The 21,885-nt window shown below is 73.1% G+C and carries 20 protein-coding genes; 13 read left to right on the forward strand and 7 right to left on the reverse strand.

Annotated elements, in window-relative coordinates; translation table 11 throughout:
* The first annotated feature begins 6 nt into the window (after positions 1–6).
* Entirely contained in the window at positions 7–1,164 is a 1,158-nt protein-coding gene (locus ACLJQM_RS24245; RefSeq protein WP_410632867.1) for a sulfotransferase family protein, read from the forward strand.
* Here the strand turns inward: ACLJQM_RS24245 and ACLJQM_RS24250 are convergent.
* A complete protein-coding gene (locus ACLJQM_RS24250; protein WP_410632868.1) occupies positions 1,155–1,739 on the reverse strand; it encodes a helix-turn-helix domain-containing protein in 585 nt (194 codons plus the stop codon). The genes ACLJQM_RS24245 and ACLJQM_RS24250 overlap by 10 nt on opposite strands.
* Positions 1,740–1,830: 91 nt before the next feature.
* Here ACLJQM_RS24250 and ACLJQM_RS24255 point away from each other — a divergent pair, with 91 nt between their 5' ends.
* Positions 1,831–2,418, forward strand: coding sequence for a class I SAM-dependent methyltransferase (locus tag ACLJQM_RS24255; RefSeq protein ID WP_410632869.1), 588 nt, complete (start codon positions 1,831–1,833; stop codon positions 2,416–2,418).
* Positions 2,418–2,855 (forward strand): DinB family protein, encoded by a 438-nt coding sequence (locus tag ACLJQM_RS24260; protein WP_410632870.1) that lies wholly within the window; start codon positions 2,418–2,420, stop codon positions 2,853–2,855. Before ACLJQM_RS24255 ends, ACLJQM_RS24260 begins: the two co-directional genes overlap by 1 nt.
* A gap of 24 nt (positions 2,856–2,879) precedes the next feature.
* Here the strand turns inward: ACLJQM_RS24260 and ACLJQM_RS24265 are convergent, their stop codons facing one another.
* Positions 2,880–4,550: a GGDEF domain-containing protein gene (locus ACLJQM_RS24265; RefSeq protein WP_410632871.1), complete on the reverse strand. Its 1,671-nt coding sequence runs from the start codon at positions 4,548–4,550 to the stop codon at positions 2,880–2,882.
* A gap of 145 nt (positions 4,551–4,695) precedes the next feature.
* On the opposite strand from ACLJQM_RS24265, the gene ACLJQM_RS24270 reads away from it, so the two are divergent.
* Both ACLJQM_RS24270 and ACLJQM_RS24275 read left to right on the forward strand, forming a co-directional pair.
* Positions 4,696–5,046 (forward strand): ArsR/SmtB family transcription factor, encoded by a 351-nt coding sequence (locus ACLJQM_RS24270; protein ID WP_410632872.1) that lies wholly within the window; start codon positions 4,696–4,698, stop codon positions 5,044–5,046.
* Positions 5,043–5,678, forward strand: a complete 636-nt coding sequence (locus ACLJQM_RS24275) for an SRPBCC family protein (RefSeq protein ID WP_410632873.1) — start codon at positions 5,043–5,045, stop codon at positions 5,676–5,678. The genes ACLJQM_RS24270 and ACLJQM_RS24275 overlap by 4 nt, the downstream gene beginning before the upstream one ends.
* Here ACLJQM_RS24275 and ACLJQM_RS24280 read toward each other — a convergent pair.
* Positions 5,675–6,031 (reverse strand): PASTA domain-containing protein, encoded by a 357-nt coding sequence (locus ACLJQM_RS24280; RefSeq protein WP_360773231.1) that lies wholly within the window; start codon positions 6,029–6,031, stop codon positions 5,675–5,677. The genes ACLJQM_RS24275 and ACLJQM_RS24280 overlap by 4 nt on opposite strands.
* Positions 6,032–6,093: 62 nt before the next feature.
* On the opposite strand from ACLJQM_RS24280, the gene ACLJQM_RS24285 reads away from it, so the two are divergent.
* The 5 genes from ACLJQM_RS24285 (at position 6,094) to ACLJQM_RS24305 (ending at position 13,927) form a co-directional block, all read left to right on the forward strand.
* Positions 6,094–7,656, forward strand: coding sequence for a deoxyguanosinetriphosphate triphosphohydrolase family protein (locus ACLJQM_RS24285; protein ID WP_247011432.1), 1,563 nt, complete (start codon positions 6,094–6,096; stop codon positions 7,654–7,656).
* Positions 7,657–8,198: 542 nt separating this feature from the next.
* On the forward strand, positions 8,199–11,069 hold the full coding sequence (locus tag ACLJQM_RS24290) for a S8 family serine peptidase (RefSeq protein ID WP_410632874.1): 2,871 nt from the start codon (positions 8,199–8,201) through the stop codon (positions 11,067–11,069).
* A gap of 59 nt (positions 11,070–11,128) precedes the next feature.
* Positions 11,129–11,776, forward strand: coding sequence for an acVLRF1 family peptidyl-tRNA hydrolase (locus ACLJQM_RS24295; RefSeq protein ID WP_410632875.1), 648 nt, complete (start codon positions 11,129–11,131; stop codon positions 11,774–11,776).
* 135 nt (positions 11,777–11,911) lie between these two features.
* On the forward strand, positions 11,912–13,540 hold the full coding sequence (locus tag ACLJQM_RS24300; RefSeq protein WP_247011426.1) for an ABC-F family ATP-binding cassette domain-containing protein: 1,629 nt from the start codon (positions 11,912–11,914) through the stop codon (positions 13,538–13,540).
* A 177-nt stretch (positions 13,541–13,717) separates the two neighbouring features.
* Positions 13,718–13,927, forward strand: a complete 210-nt coding sequence (locus ACLJQM_RS24305; protein WP_003071237.1) for a helix-turn-helix domain-containing protein — start codon at positions 13,718–13,720, stop codon at positions 13,925–13,927.
* On the opposite strand, the gene ACLJQM_RS24310 is transcribed toward ACLJQM_RS24305, so the two are convergent.
* Together ACLJQM_RS24310 and ACLJQM_RS24315 are read right to left on the reverse strand one after the other, a co-directional pair.
* On the reverse strand, positions 13,914–15,254 hold the full coding sequence (locus tag ACLJQM_RS24310; RefSeq protein WP_410632876.1) for a glycosyltransferase 87 family protein: 1,341 nt from the start codon (positions 15,252–15,254) through the stop codon (positions 13,914–13,916). The two genes, ACLJQM_RS24305 and ACLJQM_RS24310, sit on opposite strands and share 14 nt — an antisense overlap.
* 33 nt (positions 15,255–15,287) lie before the next feature.
* Complete coding sequence (locus tag ACLJQM_RS24315; RefSeq protein WP_360773217.1) at positions 15,288–16,139, reverse strand: LLM class flavin-dependent oxidoreductase; 852 nt, start codon at positions 16,137–16,139, stop codon at positions 15,288–15,290.
* A 71-nt stretch (positions 16,140–16,210) separates the two neighbouring features.
* Here ACLJQM_RS24315 and ACLJQM_RS24320 point away from each other — a divergent pair, with 71 nt between their 5' ends.
* A complete protein-coding gene (locus ACLJQM_RS24320) occupies positions 16,211–16,651 on the forward strand; it encodes a MarR family winged helix-turn-helix transcriptional regulator (protein ID WP_410632877.1) in 441 nt (146 codons plus the stop codon).
* A gap of 98 nt (positions 16,652–16,749) precedes the next feature.
* Positions 16,750–18,621, forward strand: a complete 1,872-nt coding sequence (locus tag ACLJQM_RS24325) for an ABC transporter ATP-binding protein (RefSeq protein WP_247011419.1) — start codon at positions 16,750–16,752, stop codon at positions 18,619–18,621.
* A gap of 419 nt (positions 18,622–19,040) precedes the next feature.
* Here the strand turns inward: ACLJQM_RS24325 and ACLJQM_RS24330 are convergent, their stop codons facing one another.
* Both ACLJQM_RS24330 and ACLJQM_RS24335 read right to left on the reverse strand, forming a co-directional pair.
* On the reverse strand, positions 19,041–20,207 hold the full coding sequence (locus ACLJQM_RS24330; RefSeq protein ID WP_410632878.1) for a serine hydrolase domain-containing protein: 1,167 nt from the start codon (positions 20,205–20,207) through the stop codon (positions 19,041–19,043).
* A gap of 125 nt (positions 20,208–20,332) precedes the next feature.
* Complete coding sequence (locus ACLJQM_RS24335) at positions 20,333–21,061, reverse strand: SIS domain-containing protein (protein ID WP_410632879.1); 729 nt, start codon at positions 21,059–21,061, stop codon at positions 20,333–20,335.
* Positions 21,062–21,178: 117 nt separating this feature from the next.
* On the opposite strand from ACLJQM_RS24335, the gene ACLJQM_RS24340 reads away from it, so the two are divergent.
* Positions 21,179–21,871 carry an alpha/beta hydrolase gene (locus ACLJQM_RS24340; RefSeq protein ID WP_247011415.1) on the forward strand — a complete coding sequence of 231 codons (693 nt, stop codon included), beginning with the start codon at positions 21,179–21,181 and terminating at the stop codon, positions 21,869–21,871.
* The last annotated feature ends 14 nt before the right edge of the window (positions 21,872–21,885 follow it).

Below are 21,885 nucleotides of genomic sequence, written 5' to 3' on the forward strand. Positions count from 1 at the left end.
GGTTCGATGCTCCCCGGCCGCGAAGACGTCGGCACCGTCGAAGACCTGCACGCGTCGGCGTCGAAGCTCACCGGGCTCGACGACTTCGGCACCGGCGAATACCTCGAGGGCCTGCGCGTGCTGCTGGAGTCGTACGAGGCCGACGAGGACCTCACGCCGTTCGGCAACAAGGTGCACCGGGCGATGCTGCGCGGCGCGCTCGTGGCGCGGCTGCTGAGCGAGGCGTCCTGGAAGCAGAACCCGGATCACGCGGACGTCCGCGTCGAACGGCCGATCTTCGTCACCGGCCTGCCCCGCACCGGCACCACCGCGCTGCACCGGCTGCTCGTCGAGGACCCCGCGCACCAGGGTCTCGAAGTGTGGCTCGCGGAGGTCCCGCAGCCGCGGCCGCCGCGGGAGACGTGGGCGGAAAATCCCATTTTCCAAGGGATCCAGGCCGGCTACGAACGCCACCACGTCGAGCACCCGGAGTTCATGGGCGTGCACCACATGTCCGCCGACCAGGTGGAGGAGTGCTGGCAGCTGCTGCGCCAGTCGATGCGCTCGGTTTCGTTCGAGTGCCTCGCGCACCTCCCGCGCTACTCGCGCTGGCTGGCCAAGGAGGACTGGACGGACGCCTACGCCCGGCACCGGCGCAACCTGCAGCTGATCGGGCTGCCGGACGCGGGCAAGCGCTGGGTGCTCAAGAACCCGAGCCACCTGTTCGCGCTGGACGCGCTGATGGCGAACTACCCGGACGCACTGGTGATCCAGACGCACCGGGCGCCGCGGACGATCATGGGCTCGATGTGCAGCCTCGCCGAAAAGGCCGCGGACGGCTGGTCGGCGAAGTTCCGCGGCGAGGTGATCGGCCGCGGCCAGCTCGACCTGTGGGCCCGCGGCGCCGACGACTTCCTGCTGGCCCGAGGGCGCTACGACCCGGCGCAGTTCTGCGACGTGGCCTACGAAGACTTCGTCGCCGACCCGATCGGCACGGTATCCACTGTGTACGACCACTTCGGACTCGAGCTCACCGGCGAGGCGCGGGCGGCCATGACCGCGGTGCACGGGCAAAGCCGGACGGGGGAACGGAAACCCGTGCACCGGTACAGCCTCGCGGACTTCGGCTTGACGCCCGAGGAAGTCGACGAGCGGTTCGCGGGCTACCGGGCGGCTCACGGCTGATCGTCGCGCGGCCGGACGTGCACGCGCTCGCCCTGCAGGCCGAACAGGATCAGCAGCTCGACCGCGCGGCCGTCGGCGGAGCCCAGCCAGTGCGGCGCGGTCGTGTCGAACTCCGCGGCCTCGCCCGGCGGCAGGTCGAGGTCGCGGTCGCCGACGACCAGCCGCAGCGTCCCGTTGAGGACGTAGAGCCACTCGTAGCCGCTGTGCGTCTGCGGTGTCGGCTTGGCGGGCTCGCCGGTGGCGGGGATCAGCATCTTGTACGCGTGCACGCCGCCGGGGCGGCGGGTGAGCGGCACGAAAGTCATGCCGTACCGGTGCACCGGGTGCAGGTGGACGCGCGGGTCGCCGGTGCGCGGGGCGCCGACGAGGTCGTCGAGCGGGACGTCGTAGGCGCGTGACAGCGGCAGCAGCAGTTCCAGGTTCGGCCGCCGCAGCCCGCTTTCCAGCCGCGACAGGGTGCTTTCCGAGATCCCGGTCTCGGCCGAGACCCCGGCCAGGGTGCTGCCGCGCTGCCGCCGCAGCGCGCGCAACCGCGGCCCGACCGCGTCCAGGACGGTGTCGATCTCCTCGCTCATGCCCCCAGTCTTGCCGGTCCGGCAAGTTTTCGTGCGCCGCCGAGGGCCCGCGGGGCACGGTGAACGCCGTACCCCCGCACGAAGGAGAGTCATGGACGCCGTCCGCTTCTGGGACGACCACTACCGCGAGCCCCGCACCACCCGGGTGAACCCCCTGCTCGCCGAGATCGCCGCCGAACTGCCGCCGGGCACGGCGCTGGACCTGGGCTGCGGCGCCGGCGGCGACGCGCTTTGGCTGGCCGCGCGCGGCTGGCGGGTCACCGCGGCCGACATCTCGGCCAACGCCGTGGCCCGCCTGGCCGAGAACGCGCGCGGCCTGCCGGTGTCCGCGGTCCGGGCCGACCTGGCCGAGGAGTTCCCGGCGGGGGAGTTCGACCTGGTGTCCGCGCAGTACTTCCACACGCCGTTCGAGCTGCCGCGGGCCCGGGTCCTGCGCACCGCGGCGCACGCACTGCGTCCCGGCGGGCGGCTGGTGGTCGTCGACCACGGGTCGGCCGCGCCCTGGTCGTGGAACCCCGAGGGCGACTTCCCCACGCCGGAGGCGGTGTTCGCCGAGCTGGAGCTGGACGCCGGCTGGCGGGCGGAGCGCGCGGACGCGCCGCGGCGGGTGGCGACCGGCCCGGCCGGGCAGACCGCGACGGTGACCGACCACGTGCTGGTCGTCCGGCGGGCCGCCTGATGGCGCGCCGGGACGCCGGCCCGCCGCGGACCGGCCCGGGGGAGCGGGAGGTGCTGCTGGGCTTCCTCGGTTACCTGCGTGCCGCGGTGATCGCGAAGGTCGACGGTGTCGCGGAGCCCGCGGTGCGGACGCCGGGGGTGCCGTCCGGGACGAACCTGCTCGGGCTGGTGAAGCACCTGACGCACGTCGAGCGCCATTGGGTCCTGGGCGAGCGGACCACTCGCTGGGCGGCGACCTTCCACGCCAAGCCGGGCGAAAGCGTGGAGGACGTCGTCGGCGCGTACCGCGAGACGGCGGCGAGGGTGGACGCGGCGGTGACGGCCGGCGACGTGGCGGGCCTGCGGTGGGCGCTGACCCACCTGATCGAGGAGACCGGCCGCCACGCCGGCCACATGGACATCCTGCGCGAGCTGATCGACGGCGCGACCGGCCGTTGACCCGCGAAGGTTCGCCGGTGGGTGTCAACCCGCGGCGGCCTGCAAGCCGCGGGTGCCGATGCCGCGCAGGACCTCGACGCGCTCCGCGCCCGGGCGGCCGAGGACCCAGCTCGACCCGGGGACCGCCTTCGCGCGCTTCTTCAACGGCGCCAGCAGCCGCGAAACCTCATGGTACGAGCGGATCGCGTCGCTCGCGCAGACCAGCGTCGCCAGCGACACCGTCACCGGGAGGCCGTCGGCCGACCAGTGGCGGTCCAGCAGGGCGCCGGCCACCGTGGCGATCTCGTCGACGTCGCAGACCACCAGGAAGTCGTCGCCGCCGACGTGGCTCACCCGCATGCGGCGCAGGCCGCCGCTCAGGTCGGTGAGGGCGCGGCCCAGCTCGCGGATCAGGTTGTCGCCCGCGGCGAACCCCGCCGTGTCGTTGACCGCCTTGAAGCTGTCGATGTCGAGCCACGCCGCCACGAACGGCTCGCCGATGGTGATGCGGCGGGCGACGTCGCGGGCGACCGTGTCGCTGCCCGGCAGCCGGGTCAGCGGGTTCAACGCCGCCGCGGCCTCGACCTTCGCCTCGGCCACCCCGCGCACCACCTCGGTCACCAGCACGACGCCGAGGCAGCGGCCGACCTCGTCGACCACGACGACGTCGTCGCCGGTGCGGCCCCAGTCGGCGTCGGTGACCAGCTCGAGGAACTCCATCGCGCCGGCGCGGGCCTCGATCGTGTGCGGGGTGTCGGCGAGCCGGGCCGCCGGGCGCTTCGCGTGCAGCGCGTGCCCGTACGGGCCGGTCACGGCGACCAGGAACCGCGTCCGGTCGACCGACCAGCGCGGCCGGTTCAGCTCGTCCACCCCGACCACGCCCGAAGGCGCGTCGGCCGCCGCGAGCACTTCGCGGACTTCGTCGCACGTCGCGGACTCCGGCAACGTCGTCGCCGGGCGCAGGAAGTCGCCGACGCACTTCGCCGGACCCGGTGCGACGGCCGCCCGCGGCCGCGTCAACAGGGCCGGGGCCGGGCCTTCCGCCGTGGGCGGGGCCAGCAGGTTGCCCTGCGCGATCCGGACGCCGAGCCCGCGGACGGCCTCGAGCTGGGCGTCGGTCTCCAGCCCCGTCGCGACCAGCCGCGTGCCGGTGCGGTTCGTGAAGTGCAGCAACGCCTCGACGACGGCGACCGCGGCCGGGTCGTCCGGCAGGCCGCGCAGCACCGTGCGGTCGAGCTTGACGACATCGACCGGCGCGTCGACGAGCAGGCCCAGCGGCAGGTCGCCGCGGCCGAGCCCGTCGAGGGCGAGCCGGAAGCCCAGCTCGGTCAGCGCCCGCATCCCGGACAGCGCGCGCTCGCCGGGCACCGCCGCGAACGGCGGCCCGATCTCGAGCACGACGTCCCGGGTGCGGCGGCCGGCGTCGCCGAGCTCGGCCAGCAGGTCGTCGAACATCGCCGCGGGCGCGGCCAGCGTGCGGGCGGAGAGGTTCAGGTGCAGGGGGAGCGAGGTCGGCTCTTCGGCGTCCTGGCGGACGGCGGCGATGGCGAGCCCGAGGTCGGCCTCGGCGAGCCGGCCTTCGCGGCGGGCCTGCGCGAGGAGGTCGGGGACCGTTCCGTGGCCGGGCCTGGCCAGCGCTTCGTGCGCCACGACACCCCCGGTCTGGAGGCTGTACAGCGGCTGGAAGGCGAAGCGGACCGCGCGTGGCGACTTCACGATCCGATCCTCGCGGCTGGGCCGCGCGAGCGAAACGGATGTCGTCTGATGTTCACCGGCGTTACCCACATCGGAGTAACTGCGCGTGACAACCGCCACTAGTTCAGCCTTGACTTATATAAGTGCGGACTTGTAGCTTGGCCGGGTGCACGCGTTCGACGTCCTCGGCGACCCGGTCCGCCGCCGGATCCTCGAGCTGCTGGCCGACGGCGAGCGGGCGGCCGGTGCGGTCACCGAGGTGATCTGGGCCGAGTTCGGCATCTCGCAACCCGCCGTGTCGCAGCACCTGAAGGTCCTGCGGGAGAGCGGCTTCGCGGTCGTCCGCCAGGACGGGACGAGGCGGCTCTACGCGGTCGGGCACGCGCCGCTGCGCGACGTCGACGTCTGGCTCGACCGGTTCCGCCGGTACTGGACACCGCCTCTGGACGCATTGGCCACCGAAATCGCCCGCGGCAAGCGCGCCCGGCGCCTCACCGAACAAGGAGACTCCCCGTGATCGAAGTCAGCCACCAGATCAGCGCCGTGCGCCGGACCCTCGGCGACCGGGTGCTCGAGGGGAAGCAGGCCCGGGTGCTCACGATCAGCCAGGTCTACGACACCGACGTCGACGACCTGTGGGACGCCTGCACGAACCCCGAGCGCATCCCGCGCTGGTTCCTGCCGGTGAAGGGCGAGCTGAAGGTCGGCGGCAGCTACCAGCTGGAGGGCAACGCGGGCGGCACGGTCCAGCGCTGCGACCCGCCGAAGAGCTTCGCGGCGACGTGGGAGTTCGGCGGCCAGGTGAGCTGGATCGAGGTGCGGCTGACCGCGGAGGGCCAGGGCACGCGGTTCGAGCTGGAGCACGTCGCCCACGTCGACGAGCGCTGGGACGAGTTCGGCCCGGGCGCGGTCGGCATCGGCTGGGACGGCGCGCTGGTCGGCCTGGTCGTGCACCTGGCCAACCGCGGTTCGGCGGTCGACCCGGAAGCGGCGATGGCCTGGATGATGTCGCCCGAGGGCATCCGCTTCATGACGGCGTCGAACGAGGCCTGGTACGAGGCGGACGTCGCGGCGGGTGCGGACCCGGCGAAGGCGCGCGCGGCCGCCGACCGCACGCTGAAGGCGTACACGACCCCGCCGGAGGCCTAGCGGTCGGTGTACTTCACCGCGGTCAGGGTGATCACCGCGTCCGCCCGGACCTCGGTGCCGGGCGCGGGGTCCTGGCCGGTCTGCACCCAGTTGCGGTCGATCACCAGCATCCGGCCCTGCCCGGAGCCGTCGACCTCCCGCAGGTTGTAGAGCCCGGCGCGCTGCATCGCGTCCTGGGCGTCCTGGTGGTTCATCCCGGACACGTCCGGGACCTTGACCAGCTGCGCGGGCGCCGAGGTCGCGGTCTTGACGACCGTCGACGGGCCGGGTGTGCCGGGTGCGCCGGGTGTGACGCCGCAGGCGACCGGGGCGAAGGCGAGGACCGCGAGTGCCGTGACCATCCGTCGGGACATGCCACCGGGGTACCCACGCGCCTGCCCGCCGTTCAGGTGAATCGCCGGATAGGGTCGGGCGCATGGATCAGGAGACCGACCCGCGGACGGCCCGGCGCGACCCCGCGGCCGGCGCCGGCGGGTTCACCGACCTGGCGACCAGCCCGTTCCGGATCGACCGCGACCGGATCGCCGCGTCGCCGTTCTTCGCGCGCCTCGGCGGGGTGACGCAGGTGGTCAGCGCCGGCGGGGCCGGGCTGCTGCACAACCGGCTCACCCACAGCCTGAAGGTCGCGCAGGTCGCTCGCGCCATCGCCGAGCGCATCACCGCCGGGCCCGACGCCGGCCTCGCCGACAAGCTGGGCGGCTGCGACCCCGACGTCGCCGAGGCCGCCGCGCTCGCCCACGACCTCGGGCACCCGCCGTTCGGGCACCTCGGCGAGCAGACGCTCGACCGGATCGCCCGGCACCGCTTCGGCCTCGCCGACGGCTTCGAAGGCAACGCGCAGACGTTCCGGATCATCACCACGACCGACGTGCGCGGGCCGTCTGCGGTCGGGCTCGACCTCACCACGGCGGTGCGCGCCGCCGTCCTCAAGTACCCGTGGCTGCGGCTGCACCACCCCGCGCCGCACCCGTCGGCGATGGCCGTGCCGCCGCGCGGGGCCGGCGAGCCCGGCGACCTGCCGGGCACCGGCGCGGCCAAGTTCTCCGCCTACGCCACCGAACTCGACGACTTCGAGCACGCGCGCGCGGCGTTCGCGGGCCGCGTCGAAGGCTGGCAGCAGACCGTCGAGGCGTCCGTGATGGACACCGCCGACGACATCGCCTACGCCATCCACGACCTCCAGGACTTCCACCGCATCGGGGTGCTGCAGCACGCGCCGGTCGCCGCGGAGCTGGGGGAGTGGCTCGAGCACGCGGCCGAACTGGCGGCGCTGGACGACGAGGCGCTGCACGCGGACCTGCGCCGCCCGGGCCGCTCGCTGGAACGGCTGCGCCGCCGCATGCAGGCCAAGGACGCGTGGATCGTCGACGACGACGCGTTCGCCGCGGCCGTCGCGCGGGTGCGCGCGGAGCTGGTCGACGGGCTCTTGGCCGGGGAGTTCGACGGCTCGATCGAGGCCGAGCAGGCGACGGCGGCGTTCTCGGCGAACTGGACGGCCCGGCTGGTCGACGGCGTGGTCGTGCTCGCGTCGCCGTCCACCCGCACCGGGCACGTCTCGCTGCGGCCCGCCCAGTGGCACGAGGTCCAGGTGCTCAAGTTCGTGCACCGCCGGTTCGTGCTGCTGCGCCCCGACCTGGCGCTGCACCAGCGCGGCCAGGCCGGGCTGGTGACGAGCCTGGTCGACGCGCTCGACGCGTGGCTGCTCGACCGCGACGAGGTGTCGCGCCTCCCGCGCCGCCTGCACGACCTGGTCGAGCTGGCCCGAGCCGAGTACGACGGCCTGGCCCGGACGGCGCCGGAGCTGCTGGTCGGCGCGACGGGCGAGCCGGTGACCGGCGCGGACGCGGTGCGGGGGCTGGCGCGGGGCCGTGCGGTGGTGGACTTCGTGGCTTCGCTGACGGACAAGCAGGCGGTGACCCTTTTGGACGCGCTGTCGGGGCGGGCTTCGCAACCGTGGTCGGATTCGTTCGTGCTCTGAGCGTGCGGAGGCGGTGGGCCCGCCGAGGCGGTGCGGTCCGTGCGTTCCGGGCGGGTCACCGCGCCGCCGGACCGCTGTTCGCTCGCGAGGTAAGGGTGAGCGCTGGCCGGTGGAGCGCCCGCGGAGGTGGGCGGGGCGGGCGGTCGCCGGATTCCGGTGGCGCACCGGCGTGCCGTGGCGGCAGGACTCGTTCGTGCTCTGAGCGCGGTAACGGCTTTCCCCCGCCGGCCGCGCGGTTGCACGCGCCCGCGGTGGTGATTGTGGACGTCCCAGCCGGTGGTCGCCCCTTGCGGTGGGGTCGTTGTCCCGCCCTTGTCCGGTGGGAAGTTCACCGTTGCGCTGAACGGCCTACGACATCCGGCCGGTTCCGGAAATTACCCGTCCTTTGTCACTCGAACGGCGGGTTCTTACGTAGTACACACCGTACTTAGCTTGATCCTGCCGGTGATCACCGGCGGTCGGTCAGCGTGAGTCGGGGCACGCGCCTGGAGATTCGGAGGGCGCCCGTGCGTCGTACCCGTTCCAACAGATCGAGATCCACTGTGCTCACCGCCGGAGCCGCGGCCCTGCTCGCCGCGCTCGGCTTGGTTTCCCCACCCGCGGCGGGGGCCGCCGCCGCGTCCACACCGGACGCCTTCACCGAGACCGCCCAGCAGCAGATCGCCGCGCTGCAGGCGGTCAAGGCGGGCCGCACCGCCGTCGAGTCCAAAGTGGACAGCAAGCTGCTCGTCGCCGAGAAGGGCGTCACCAAGCAGCTGAACGCGCTCCAGTCCGGCGTCTCCGCGGCGGGGACCGTCCTGGTCGACGTCCGCGCGAGCAAGGTCTCGCCGGACCTGATCGCCGGGCTCACCAAGGCCGGCGCGGGCATCCGCGCGGTGTCCGACCGCTACGGCAGCGTCCGGGCCGAAGTCCCGGTGGCGAAGGTCAGCGAGATCGCCGCCCGCGGTGACGTCCAGCGCGTCGAGCAGGCCGACGGGGCGATGACCGCCCGCGAGCTGGCCACCCCCGCGACGACCCCCGGCAAGACGGAAACCAAGCAGCAGAAGGCCGACCGCATCGCCGGCGAGCTGCAGAAGGCCGTCAGCGCCAAGTCCCAGCGCAGCGCCGCCGCGGCCGCGACCCTCACCAGCGAGGGCGACCGCGCGCACAACGCCGACATCGCGCGCCAGCAGTTCGGCGTCACCGGCGTCGGCGTCAAGGCGTGTGCCCTGTCCGACGGCGTCGACTCCCTGGCCGCTTCGGTGGCCAAGGGCGAACTGCCGCCCGACGTCGACGTCATCGCCGGCCAGGAGGGCGACGGCGACGAGGGCACCGCGATGCTCGAGATCATCCACGACCTCGCGCCCAACGCGAAGCTGGGCTTCGCCTCCGCGTTCAACTCCGACGCCAGCTTCGCGGACAACATCCGCAAGCTGCGCTTCGAGTCGCACTGCGACGTCATCGTCGACGACGTCATCTACTTCAAGGAATCGCCGTTCCAGGACTGGATCATCGCCCAGGCCGTGAACGACGTGACCGCCGACGGCGCGCTGTACTTCTCCTCGGCCGGCAACGAGGGCAACGTCGCCAGCGGCACCGCCGGGCACTGGGAAGGCGACTTCGTCGACTCGGGCAAGTCGGTCGGCAAGTTCGCCGGCACCGCGCACAACTTCGCCGGCGCGGCGGGCAACCAGATCTTCGAGCCGATCTCGGACGCCTCTTCGGCGGGCGTCCCGGTGACGCTGCACTGGTCCGACCCGATCGGGCACTCGGCCAACGACTACGACCTCTACCTGCTCAACTCCGCGGGTGCCGTGGTCAGCTTCAGCCAGAACGTCCAGGACGGCACCCAGGACCCGTTCGAGATCCTGCAGACGCCGGCCTTCGGCGGCACCGGGCTGCGCCTGGCCGTCGTGAAGTTCTCCGGGGCGAACCGCTACCTGTCGCTGTCCGCGCTGCGCGGCCGGTTCTCCGACTCGGCGGACGGCCTCAAGGCCTTCAACACCCCGGGCGTGACGGTCGGCCACTCGGCCGCGCGGGACGCCTTCAGCGTCGCGGCGGCCCCGGCGGCCAAGGCGTTCGGCCGGCTCCTGGAGCCCGGTGACCCGGCCAACCCGGCCGGCCCGTACCCGGGCGCGTTCAGCGGCGCCACCAAGGCCGAGCGGTTCACCTCCGACGGCCCGCGCCGCGTGTTCTACGAAGCCGACGGCACGCCCATCACCCCGGGCAACGTGTCTTCGACCGGCGGCGAGGTCCGGAACAAGCCGGAGATCACCGCGGCCGACGGCGTCACCACCAGCGTGACCGGCTTCAACCCGTTCTTCGGCACTTCGGCCGCCGCACCGCACGCGGCCGCCATCGCCTCGCTCGTGCTGTCCGGCAACCCCGGGCTGCCCCCGTCCGAGGTCCGCGAAGCACTGATCAACACCGCGATCGACATCGAAACCCCGGGCCGCGACAACTTCACCGGGTCCGGCGTCATCCTCGCGGACAAGGTGCTGGCCTACACCGGCGCCAGCCCGCAGCCGCTCGCGGTGGCCAAGCAGCCGACGGTCACCCCGGCCGACGGCGGCTCGGCGCTCGACCCGGGCGACACCGCCAAGGTGACGCTGCCGGTGACCAACGACGGTGACGGCACCGCGGTGTCCACCAGCGTCGTGCTCACCAGCCCGACCCCGGGTGTCACGGTGGCGCCGCGGTCCAAGTCCTACGGCACCATCAGCCCGGGACAGACCGGCGTCAACGACTTCACCATCACCGTCCCGGCGAGCCAGCAGCTCGGCGTGCCGGTGGTGCTGAACGCCCGCGTCACCTTCGCCGGCGCGCACTCGCCGACGACGCAGACGTTCTCGCTCCCGGTCGGCACCCCGTCGCCGGTCGCGCAGGACTTCGCCTACACCGGCGCGCCGGTGGCGATCCCGGACAACAGCCCGGTCGGCGCGTCGGTGACCATCCCGGTCACCGGGGTCGGCCGCGCGTCCAAGGTGACGTTCTCCGTGGACGGCACCACGTGCAGCACCGACCCGGCCTCGACGACGGTGGGCCTGAACCACTCCTACGTCGGTGACCTGGTCGGCACGCTGACCTCGCCCTCGGGTGCGAAGGCGACGGTGTTCCAGCGCAACGGCAGCTCGGGCAAGAACCTGTGCAAGGTCGTCTTCGCCGACAACGCGGCGGCCGCGTTCAGCACGGTGACCTCGGCGAACGCGCCGTTCACCGGCACCTGGCGGCCGACGCAGTCCCTGACCGGCGGCCTGACCGGCGCGGCCGCGGACGGCACGTGGACGTTCGGCGTGGTGGACGCGGCGGGCGGCGACGCCGGCTTCATCCGCTCGGTCGCGCTGCACATCAACGGGTTCGTGCAGCCCCCGGCGGCCGGCGCGCCGTCGAACGTGCGGGGCGTGACGAACAACGGCCCGGTGCACCCGCTGTAATCCCTTCGAGGGGTACGGGGCCGTCGCGAACTTCGCGGCGGCCCCGTACCGTTTTCCCCGTGAAACCCCAGGAAGTCGCGGGCGGCGGCCGCGCGGTCGAGGTACCGGCCGAGCGGCTCGAGGGCTTCTTCGCGCGGTTCGCGGAACGGCACGGCGGGATCGCCGCCACCGAGGCCGGGCCGGACGAGGTCCGGGTGACCGCGGCCGACGGGTCCACCGCCACCGCGACCGTCCCTTTCGGACCGCTCGACGAACCCTCCCTCGACGCGCTGCTCGCGCACGTGCTCCTGCCGCGGCGGATCGCGCTGCTGCTCGTGCGGCTCGGCAGTCACAGCGCCGGGATCGCGCGGGCCGGGCGGGTCGAGGTCTCGCGCACCGACCGGCACCTCGTGCAGGGCCGCTCGGCCGCGGGCGGCTGGTCGCAGCAGCGCTTCGCCCGGCGTCGCGCGGGACAGGCGCGCCACGCGCGCCAGGACGCGGCGAAGGACGCCGTCGAGGTGCTCGTGCCGCGGTTGTCCGAAGTGGACGCCGTGGTGCTCGGCGGCGACCGCCGCGCTCTCGACGAACTCCGCGGGGACCGCCGGCTGGCGCCGCTGTTCGCCCGCGCGGAGCGCCGCGTGCTGGAGGTCGGCGAGCCGAGCTTCGCCGTTGTCCAAGAGGCGGCCGTGCGCGCGACGTCGGTGCAGGTCACGCTGCGCGACGGGTGAGACCGCACACGTCCGGAAAAACCCGTGGGCCCCGCCCCGTACACTGGTCTCCGTGGATATCCAGCTGGAGTGACGCCGCGGCCCGAGTGGCCGCCTGTCGCTGTCCTCCGTTCACCCCCGTCCACGGGAGTTCCCTTGATCACGGCCACCGGCCTTGAGCTGCGCGCGGGTTCGCGCATCCTGCTCAACGGCGTCACCGTCCGCATCCAGTCCGGCGACCGCATCGGCCTCGTCGGCCGCAACGGCGCGGGCAAGACCACCTCGCTGAAGGTCCTCGCCGGCGAGGGCGAGCCGCACGCGGGCGAGGTCCGCCGCAGCGGCGAGCTCGGCTACCTGCCGCAGGACCCGCGCGAAGGTGATCTTTCGGTCACCGCGAAGGACCGCGTGCTCTCCGCGCGCGGCCTCGACAAGCTGATGCGCGACATGGAGAAGGCGCAGGCCTCCATGGCCGAGCTCGTCGACGAAGCCGCGCGCGACAAGGCCATCAACCGCTACGCCCGGCTCGAGGAGCGCTTCGCGTCCCTCGGCGGGTACGCGGCGGAGAGCGAAGCCGCGCGGATCTGCTCGAACCTCGGCCTCGCCGACCGGATCCTCGCGCAGACGCTGCAGACGCTCTCCGGTGGTCAGCGCCGCCGCGTCGAGCTGGCCCGGATCCTGTTCGCCGCGGCCGAAGCGGGCGCCGGCGGCAAGTCCGAGACGATCCTGCTGCTCGACGAGCCGACCAACCACCTCGACGCCGACTCCATCAACTGGCTGCGCGGCTTCCTCAAGCAGCACGACGGCGGCCTGGTCGTGATCAGCCACGACGTCGAGCTGCTCGGCGACGTCGTCAACAAGGTCTGGTTCCTCGACGCCACCCGCGCCGAGCTCGACCTGTACAACATGGGCTGGCAGCGCTACCTCGACGCGCGCGCCACCGACGAGAAGCGCCGCCGCCGCGAGCGCGCCAACGCCGAGAAGAAGGCGTCGGCGCTGCAGCAGCAGGCCGCGAAGCTCGGCGCGAAGGCGACGAAGGCCGTGGCGGCCAAGAACATGGCGCGCCGCGCCGAGCAGATGCTGTCCTCGCTCGACGAGACCCGGGTGGCCGACAAGGTCGCCCGGATCAAGTTCCCGGACCCGGCGCCCTGCGGCCGCACGCCGCTGACCGCCGAGGGCCTGTCGAAGTCGTACGGCTCACTGGAAATCTTCACCGGTGTCGACCTCGCGATCGACCGCGGTTCGAAGGTGGTCGTGCTCGGCCTGAACGGTGCGGGAAAGACCACTTTGCTCCGGCTGCTCGGCGGAATGGAAACCCCGGACACCGGCGAGATCCTGCCGGGTCACGGAATGCGTTTGGGCTATTACGCACAGGAACACGAAACTCTTGATCATGATGCGTCGGTGTGGGAAAACATCCGACATCTCTCTCCGGACACCGGAGCGCAGGAGTTGCGGAACCTGCTGGGTTCGTTCCTCTTCACCGGCGAACAACTCGACCAGCCCGCCGGCACGCTTTCCGGCGGCGAGAAGACCCGGCTCGCGCTGGCCGGCCTGGTCTCCAGCGCTGCCAACGTCTTGCTGCTCGACGAGCCGACGAACAACCTCGACCCGGCCAGCCGCGCGCAGGTCCTGGATGCCTTGCGCAGCTTCTCCGGCGCCGTCGTCCTGGTGACCCACGACCCGGGCGCGGTCGAGGCCCTGGAGCCGGAGCGGGTCATCCTGCTGCCCGACGGGACCGAGGACCACTGGTCGGCGGACTACCTGGAACTCGTCCAGCTCGCCTGAGGGTGCGTCCATTCGGGTGCAAGATCACTCCCGGTGAGGCACTGGAATGGCCCAATGTGATCGCAATTTCGGTCGTTTTACGGCTGTCGTCTGGCAATCCGGCGCTCAGTGTTCGATCATTGCCCCGGCAGGGGCCGATATGTGGCCCAGAACACTCTCGGCGGGAAGGCGATCGACGTGGCTGATCTCAAGAAAGGCGCGCGGATCACCGGCAACACGCGCGACAAGCTGGCCGCTGACCTGAAGAAGAAATACGAGAAGGGCTCGAGCATCCGGGCCCTCGCGGAGTCGACGGGCCGGTCCTACGGGTTCGTGCACCGGGTGCTGTCGGAGTCCGGAGTCCAGCTGCGGGGGCGCGGCGGGGCCACCAGGGTCAAGAAGAAGTAGTCGCGGACTGCTGCGCGGGGGGCGCAGCGGGATCTTCGGCCACGCGGAACACCAGGTGGGCCCCGAGCAGGACCAGCGGGTACACCAGGTAGCCGTAGCGGGTGGCCGGGGTCAGCAGGATCAACGCGCCGAGTCCGACGGCGACGCGCAGGAGCGCGTCGGAGCCGTTCGCGGGGGGCCGGCGCACCAGCCAGACCAGCACGGCCACGGCGGCGGCGCCCACCAGCACGAACGCCGTCACCTGGCCCACCACGCCGAGACCGGCGATCAGGTGGCCCGGCAACGGGCTCGCCGCGGGCGACCGCACGGCGCCCATCCCGAGGGGGAACCGGAAGACGTGTTCGACGAACGCGGCCGGGTCCACGAAGTACACGGGCAGGTGCAGCGCGGCCGTCGTCGCGACCAGTGCGGCGAGGAACCGGGCCAGCGCGGGCTTTCCCCGGCGTACCAGCACGAACACCGCCAGCACCGCGGCCGCGGGCGCGACGATGAGCTTCGCGCTGATCACCAGCGCCAGCACGAGTCCCGACCAGGCGACCCGCCCGGTGGCGGCGAGCGCGCAGGCCAGCACCAGCAGGCCGACGATCGCGAGATCCGGGCCGGCGACGGCCCAGGTGAGCGCGGTGAGCGGGCAGGCGAGCGCGAGCTGCGCGGCCCCGACCGGCACCTTCGGCCACTTCAGCAGCTTGAGCGTGCCCAGCACGCAGGCGCAGGCGGCCAGGGCGAACACCCAGCGGGCGTCGGTGAGCGCGTCCGCCACCGGGGAGCCGCCGAACACCGCCCGCGGCAGGCCGAACAGCGCCATCACCGGACCGTAGGGCGTGTAATCGTTTACCTCGGGGGGCCGGCCGAGCGCGGTGACGTCGATGTACGGGGTTCCGTGGTGCAGCAGCAGATCCGCGGACCGCTCGATCACCCAGACCTCGGGCTGCGCGGCCCACGAGAACGGCGTGATCAGCCAGTCCACTCCGGTCAGGCGGCGAATCACCAGAAGCGCCAACGGAAGGATCATGGCCAACAAGCCGACGGCGGCGATGCCGCACCAGCGTGAACCGAGCACGCCGCGCGGTGCGCGGCCCCGGTGCGCGGACCACAGCAGCCACCCGCTGTGCAGCACGCCGAAGCCGTACGCGACCGTCGCGAAGTTGCCCCAGACGCGGTAGCCGTAGAACTCGGACTTGAGCGCGGTCGGCAGTGCGAAAGCCAGGCAGACGAGGTAGAACCCCAGGTCCCAGCGCACCGCGGCGACGTCGAGCGTGCGCGCCGGTGCGGTGAAGAGCCGTGCCGCGCGCCGCCATGCGGGCGCCCGGCCCACCTCCGTTCCCACCCGGTCAGGCTACCGAGGGGCCCGCCGCCCGGTTCAGCCGACGTCTCGCAGGCGGGGGAGGAGCTTCGCCGCCGTTTCGCAGGCCGCGACGACGCCGTCCGGTCCGCCGGGCATCAGGACCAGCTCGGTGAAGCCCGCCTCGACGTAGTCCCGCGCCAGCCGCAGCGCCGCGTCCGCGTCGGCGGGCAGCCGGAACTGCACGGCGCGGCGGATCGTCGCGGGGTCGCGGCCGACGGCGGCGCAGTGCTCGTCGAGGACCCGGGAAAGCCGGTGCAGCTCGGCGATCGCGGTGCCGGGCAGGGCCGCGTTGAGCCAGACGTCGGCGTGCTCGGCGACCACCCGCAGCCCGCGCTTCTCGCCGCTGCTGCCCAGCCACAGCGGCGGTTTCGCTTGGCACGGCTTCGGATCGCTCACCGCTCCGGTCAGCGTGTAGTGGCGGCCGGGGAAGTCCGTCGACGGCAAAGTCCACAGCAGACGGAGGATTTCGCAGGCCTCGGCGAGTCTTTCGACGCGTTCGACAGCCGTCGGGGTCGGTGTGCCCATCATCGCGTCGGTGCGGGTGTCGCCGCCCGCGCCGAGCCCGACGTCGAGGCGGCCGCCGGAGAGGTGGTCGACGGTGGCCGCGATCTTCGCGAACGTGCCCGGGTGCCGGTTGGTGTTCCCGGCCACCAGACATCCGATGCGCACGCGTTCCGTCGCTTCGGCCATCGCGGCCAGGAGGCTCCAGCCGTCGAAGACGTCGCCGGTGCGGTCCGGGCCCATCGGGGCGAGGTGGTCGAACACCCAGCAGCCGTCGAAGCCGGCGTCGTCGGCGATCGCCCAGGTCTCGCGGAGCTCTTGGATGCCGAGGTGCTGCTGGGGTGGCTTCAGTCCGATCGTGGTCACGGGCTCTCCTGATTATCAGTACTGCAAATCGTCAGTAAAACTGACGATCAGCGTAGGGGTAGAGTCCTCCCGTGTCCAGCGACCTCGAAGCACCCCCGGCCGTCACCCGGCGGCTCGGTTACCTGCTCAAGCACGCCCAGGCGCGGCTCGCCGAGCTGGCCGAGCCGCTGTACGAGCCGCTCGGCGTCACCGGGCGGCAGCTCGCGCTGCTGGCCCTCTTCGGCGACGGGCCGGGTCAGTCGCAACAGGACGGTGCGGCGCGGCTCGGCGTCGACCGGACGACGATGGTCGCGCTCGTCGACGAGCTCGAGGCCAAGGGCCTGGTCCGGCGCGAGGTCGCGCCGGGTGACCGCCGCAAGCGCCTGGTGACGCTGACGGGTGACGGAGAGCGGGTCCGCGAAGCGGGAGAAGCGGCCACGCGGCGGGCTGAGGCACTGTTGCTGGCACCGTTGGCCGCCGAGGACGCCGAAGGGCTGCGGAGCGCGCTGGAGCGGGTTGTTCGCGCGGAGTGAACGGCCGCGGGAAGGAAACGGGCGATGGTGGCGTTGTCCAGGTCATATCCGGAGAAAACCTTAGCTAAGGTAGAGGTTTAGAGACTGGGGGTTTTCCCATGGACAACATGTGGGGACTGTGGAGTTCGGCGATGCGCGCCGACGACGTGCCGAAGGGGCTCAGCCGCGGCACGCTCAAGCGCATCGCGCGGTTCGCCCGGCCGCATTGGCGGCGCCTGCTGGCGTTCCTGGTCCTGACGGTCGTCTCGGCCGTCCTGGCCGTGACGACGCCGGTGCTGGCGGGCAAGGTGGTCGACGCGATCGTCGGCGGCCACGACCTGCCGGTGGTCGTCTGGCTCGCCGTCGTCATCGCCGCGCTGGCGATCGCGGACGCCGGGTTCGGCCTGATCGAGCGGTGGCAGTCCGCGCGCATCGGCGAGGGCATCATCTTCGACCTGCGCCGCGCGGTGTTCGAGCACGTGCAGCGGATGCCGGTCGCGTTCTTCACCCGCACCCGCACGGGCGCGCTCGTTTCGCGGCTCAACAACGACGTCATCGGCGCGCAGCGCACGTTCACCGCGACGCTGTCCGGGCTGGTCACCAACACCATCCAGCTGGCGCTGTCGCTGGCGGTGATGCTCACGCTGTCCTGGCAGGTCACGGTGATCGCGCTGGTGCTGCTGCCGATCTTCGTCATCCCCGCGCGCCGGCTCGGCCGCCGGATGGCCGGGCTGCAGCGGGAGGCCGCGAACCTCAACGCCGGCATGACCACGCAGATGACCGAGCGCTTCTCCGCGCCGGGCGCGACGCTGGTGAAGCTCTTCGGCCGCCCGGTGCAGGAGGCGGACGACTTCGGGGTGCGGGCCGGGCGCGTGCGCGACATCGGCGTGCGCACCGCGATGCTGACCCGCTGGTTCATGACGAGCCTGACCCTGGTGTCGGCGCTGGCGCAGGCGCTGGTCTACGGCCTCGGCGGCTACCTCGCGCTGACCGGCAAGCTCGCGCCGGGCACGGTGGTCGCGCTGGCGCTGCTGCTGACCAGGTTGTACGCGCCGCTGACCGCGCTGGCCAACGTGCGCGTCGACGTCATGACCGCGCTGGTGTCGTTCGAGCGCGTCTTCGAGGTCCTCGACCTCGAGCCGATGATCAAGGAGAAGCCGTCGGCGCGCGCGTTGCCGCCGTCCGACGGGGTCGCGGTCGAGTTCGCCGACGTCCGCTTCGGCTACCCGGCGGCGGACCGGTATTCGCTGGCGTCGCTGGAAGACGTCGCGACGCTCGACCACCGCGGTGGCGAGGAGGTGCTGCACGGCATCTCGTTCCGCGCCGAGCCGGGCCAGATGGTCGCGCTGGTCGGGTCGTCCGGGGCGGGGAAGTCGACGATCGCGTCGCTGCTGCCGCGCCTGTACGACGTCGACTCGGGTGCGGTGCGGCTGTCCGATGTGGACGTTCGCGACCTGAGTTTCGCTTCGCTGCGGCAAACCGTCGGCGTGGTGACCCAGGACGGGCACCTCTTCCACGACACGATCCGCGCGAACCTGGCTTACGCGCGGCCGGGCGTCACCGACGACGAGATCTGGGAAGCGCTGGACCGGGCCCGGCTGGGCGAGCTGGTCCATTCGCTGCCGGACGGCCTCGAGACGACGGTGGGCGAGCGCGGTTACCGCCTGTCGGGCGGCGAACGCCAGCGGCTGACGATCGCGCGGCTGCTGCTGGCCCAGCCCAAGGTGGTGATCCTCGACGAGGCGACGGCCCACCTGGACTCGGAGTCCGAGGCGGCGGTCGGCGAGGCGTTGACCCACGCACTGGCCGGCCGGACGGCGCTGGTGATCGCGCACCGGCTGTCGACGGTCCGGGCGGCGGACCAGATCCTGGTGCTGGAGCACGGCGAGATCGTCGAACGCGGCACGCACGACGAGCTGCTGGCCCGCGGCGGCCGGTACGCGACGTTGCACGCGACGCAGTTCGCGGACGAGGAGCCGGCGGCGGTGTGAGCCGAGCCCCGGCGCGCGGGGCTGCCCGCGCGCCGGGTCCGGTGGGTGCTGCGGCTGACTTGCGGGCGCCGACCCGTGCGCCCTGGCCGCCGCTGGTGGCACGGCCTTCCCGCGCTGGGCCCGGTGCGTGCTGCGGGCGGGCGGGTGTTGTGGTCCGCCGCGCCGGCTCCGCGGGGGGCATGGCTCAAACCTCGTGCCTTGGCTCTCCGGTGTCGGGTGGCTGGGTCCGGGCAATCGGCTTGCCCCCTCGTGCCGGTGCTGAGGCGGCCCGGCCTCGCGCGCGAGGCAGCCGCACCTGGTCGATTGGCTTGTCCGAGCTGGGCCGCTCTTCCCGAGCACGCTGTGGGCTGCGGTCGTCGCGACCCGGCCCGCGTGCTCGGCCAGCCCACCTGGCCGCGGGTGGGGTGCCGGCCCGCGCGTCAGGCGTTCTGGCCGTCCAGGCTCGCGTACACCGCCTGGACCAGTGCCATCTTGCGGGGATCGTCGCGGATCAGCGGCCCCAGCTGGTTGAGCGTGTAGCCGAACGAAATGCCGTTCTCCGGGTCGGCGCCGCCGGTCGAACCGCCGAGGCCGTCGTGGCCGAAGGCCGTCGGGTTCGGGCCGAAGCCGTGGGCGTCGCTGCCCAGGTAGAAGCCCAGGCCCCACTCGTTCGGCAGGCCCAGGACCGCGTCGATCTCCTTGCCCTGGCTCTCGCGGGCCTTCGCCAGCGCCGGTGCGGACAGCAGCCCGCCGGTGGTCAGTGCGCCGTAGATCGTCGCGATCGCGCGGGCCGTGCCGTGGCCGTTCAGCGCCGGCATGACCGCGCGGCGGAAGGCCGGCTCGTTCGCGTCGTGGCCGGACAGGCGCGGGTTGGCCAGCGCGGCCTGCGCGACCGGACCGGCGCTCGCGAACGCGGCGGCCAGCGCGTTCGCCACCTCCTCGGTCAGCACCGGATCCACGAGGGTCGCGCACCGGGCCAGGTCGGCGTCGTCGGCCAGGCCGATCGAGACGTCGGCGCCGAGCGGGGTGGCGACCTGCTCGGCGAAGAACTCCCGGATGCCCTGCCCGGCGACCCGCCGAACGACCTCGCCGACGAGCCACCCGTACGCCAGCGCGTGGTAGCCGCCCGCGGAACCGGGCTCGCAGAGCGGTTCCTGGGCCGCCAGCAGCGACGTCATCAGGTCCCAGTCGTACAGCTCGTCGACCCGGACGGGCCGGTCGAGGCCGATGCCGGGCACGCCGGAGCGGTGCGAGAGCAGCCACCGCACCGGCACCTCGGCCTTGCCCGCCGCGGCGAACTCCGGCCAGTACTTCGCGACCGGGGCGTCGATGTCCAGCTCGCCGGCGTCGGCGAGCCGGTGCGCGCAGAGCGCGGTCATGCCCTTGGTCGTCGACCACACGTTGGCGAGCGTGTCCGGCCGCCAGGGTGCGTCGCGCTCCGGCCCGGTCCAGCCGCCCCACAGGTCGGCCACGACCTCGCCGTGCCGGGTGGCGGTGAACGCCGCGCCCAGCTCGCCGCGGGAGCGGAAGTTCTCCTCGAAGGCCTCGCGCACCGGTTCGAAACCGGGCGCGCACTCGCCGTGCACGGTCGCCGTGGCGCTGTCCATCGGACCTCCTCGGGGCGCGACCGGTCCACACCGACCAGTCGGTATGTCGAAGCTAAAGCGGCCGGGCACGCCCGTCAAGACGTGCCCGGCCGGTGCTTTTTCACGGACTGGGGCGGACGTCCGGCCTAGCGCAGCCGGGGGACGATCGCGCTGTACTTCTCCAGCAGGGCCGCGTTCGCCTCGTCGCCGCCCTCCACATTGGAGCTGCGCCACAGCGGGACGTCGAGACCCTCGGCCGCGCCGCGGTCGTAGACCTGCGCGAGCACCAGGTTCCACAGGAACGCGTTGACCACAGTGGACAGCGGCGCGGTGCGCGGGGCGTCCGGCGGGTAGCTCGCGTCGCCGGGGATGACCAGCGAGTCCAGCACCACCGTGCCCTGCTCGACGAGGTTGCTCGACGACCGCTTCGGCGCCGCCGCCACGCACGCCCGCGACGTCACCGCGATGACCGCCGCGCCGCGCTCGCGCGCTTCGATGCACAGCTCGACCGGGTACGGGTTCGAGCCGGACGTCGAGAAGACCACCAGCACGTCGGCCGGGCCCGGGGCGCGCTCGGCCAGCACCTCCGCGGCCAGCCCGGTGCGCCGCTCGGTCTGCGTGCTGCTCACCGCGCCGTGCAGCGGCAGCAGGTCCGGGTGGTAGAGCGGGTAGACGCACGCCAGCCCGCCGGCCCGGTAGAACGTCTCGGCGACGGCGGCCAGCGAGTGCCCGGCGCCCGCGGTGTAGACCAGTGCGTCGGCCCGGATCACCCCCAGGACCAGTTCCGCCGCTTCACGCACTGCCTCGGCGTTGGCCTGCTCGAGGTCCGCCAGTTGCTTGGCGACACTGCCGGAGATGTCCGTGGCGCTCACCACACCCACCCTTCCGTCGGGGATCGGGCGCCGAATCTACCGCGAAGATGGTGGTGCGCGGGGGAACAGCCGGGTGGACGATCGAGTTGACCCGAATGCGGGGCGACGAGGAGGACGCGGGTGAGCGAGGCGGAACCGGCGGTGTCCGTGCGGCCGGCGCGCGGGCGGACCGAGGCGGTCGTGCTCGTGCTGCACGGCGGCGCGGAACGCGGCCTGGGCGCGGTGCCGCCCTGGAAGCTCGCCTACCTGAGGATGGTCCCGATCGCGCGCGCCCTGCACCGGGCCGGCCGGCGCCGCGGCGTCGAGGTGCGGCTGCTGCGCAACCGCCGCTACGGCTGGAACGCGCCCGCCATGCACCCCCTCGACGACGCCCGCTGGGCCCTCGAGCGGATCCGCGCCGACCACCCCGGCGTCCCGGTCGTGCTCGTCGGGCACTCCATGGGCGGCCGGGTGGCGCTGCGCGTCGCCGACGACCCCGCCGTGCGCGGGATCTGCGCGCTGGCGCCGTGGACGCCGCGCGGCGAGCCGGTCGGGGCCGTCGCCGGGCGGTCCGTGCTCATCGTGCACGGCACCCGCGACCGGATGACCAGCCCGGCGGAGTCGCACGCCTTCGCCGAACGCGCCGAGGGCGTCGCCGCCCGCGTCGCGCGGTTCGAGATCGCCAACGAGGGCCACGCGATGCTGCGCCGCTCGTCCGTGTGGACCCGGCTGACGATTGCTTTCACACTGGAAGTGCTCGCCGGGGACGTCGGTGACGAGTTGCGCGGCGCGTGGGCCGCACCGGGGCCCGAGCGGCTCCGAATACCCGTGTGAGACCGCCCCGAACA

Origin of the sequence: Amycolatopsis sp. cmx-4-83 (genome assembly GCF_046548815.1) — a bacterium.
GTDB lineage: Bacteria > Actinomycetota > Actinomycetes > Mycobacteriales > Pseudonocardiaceae > Amycolatopsis > Amycolatopsis pretoriensis_A.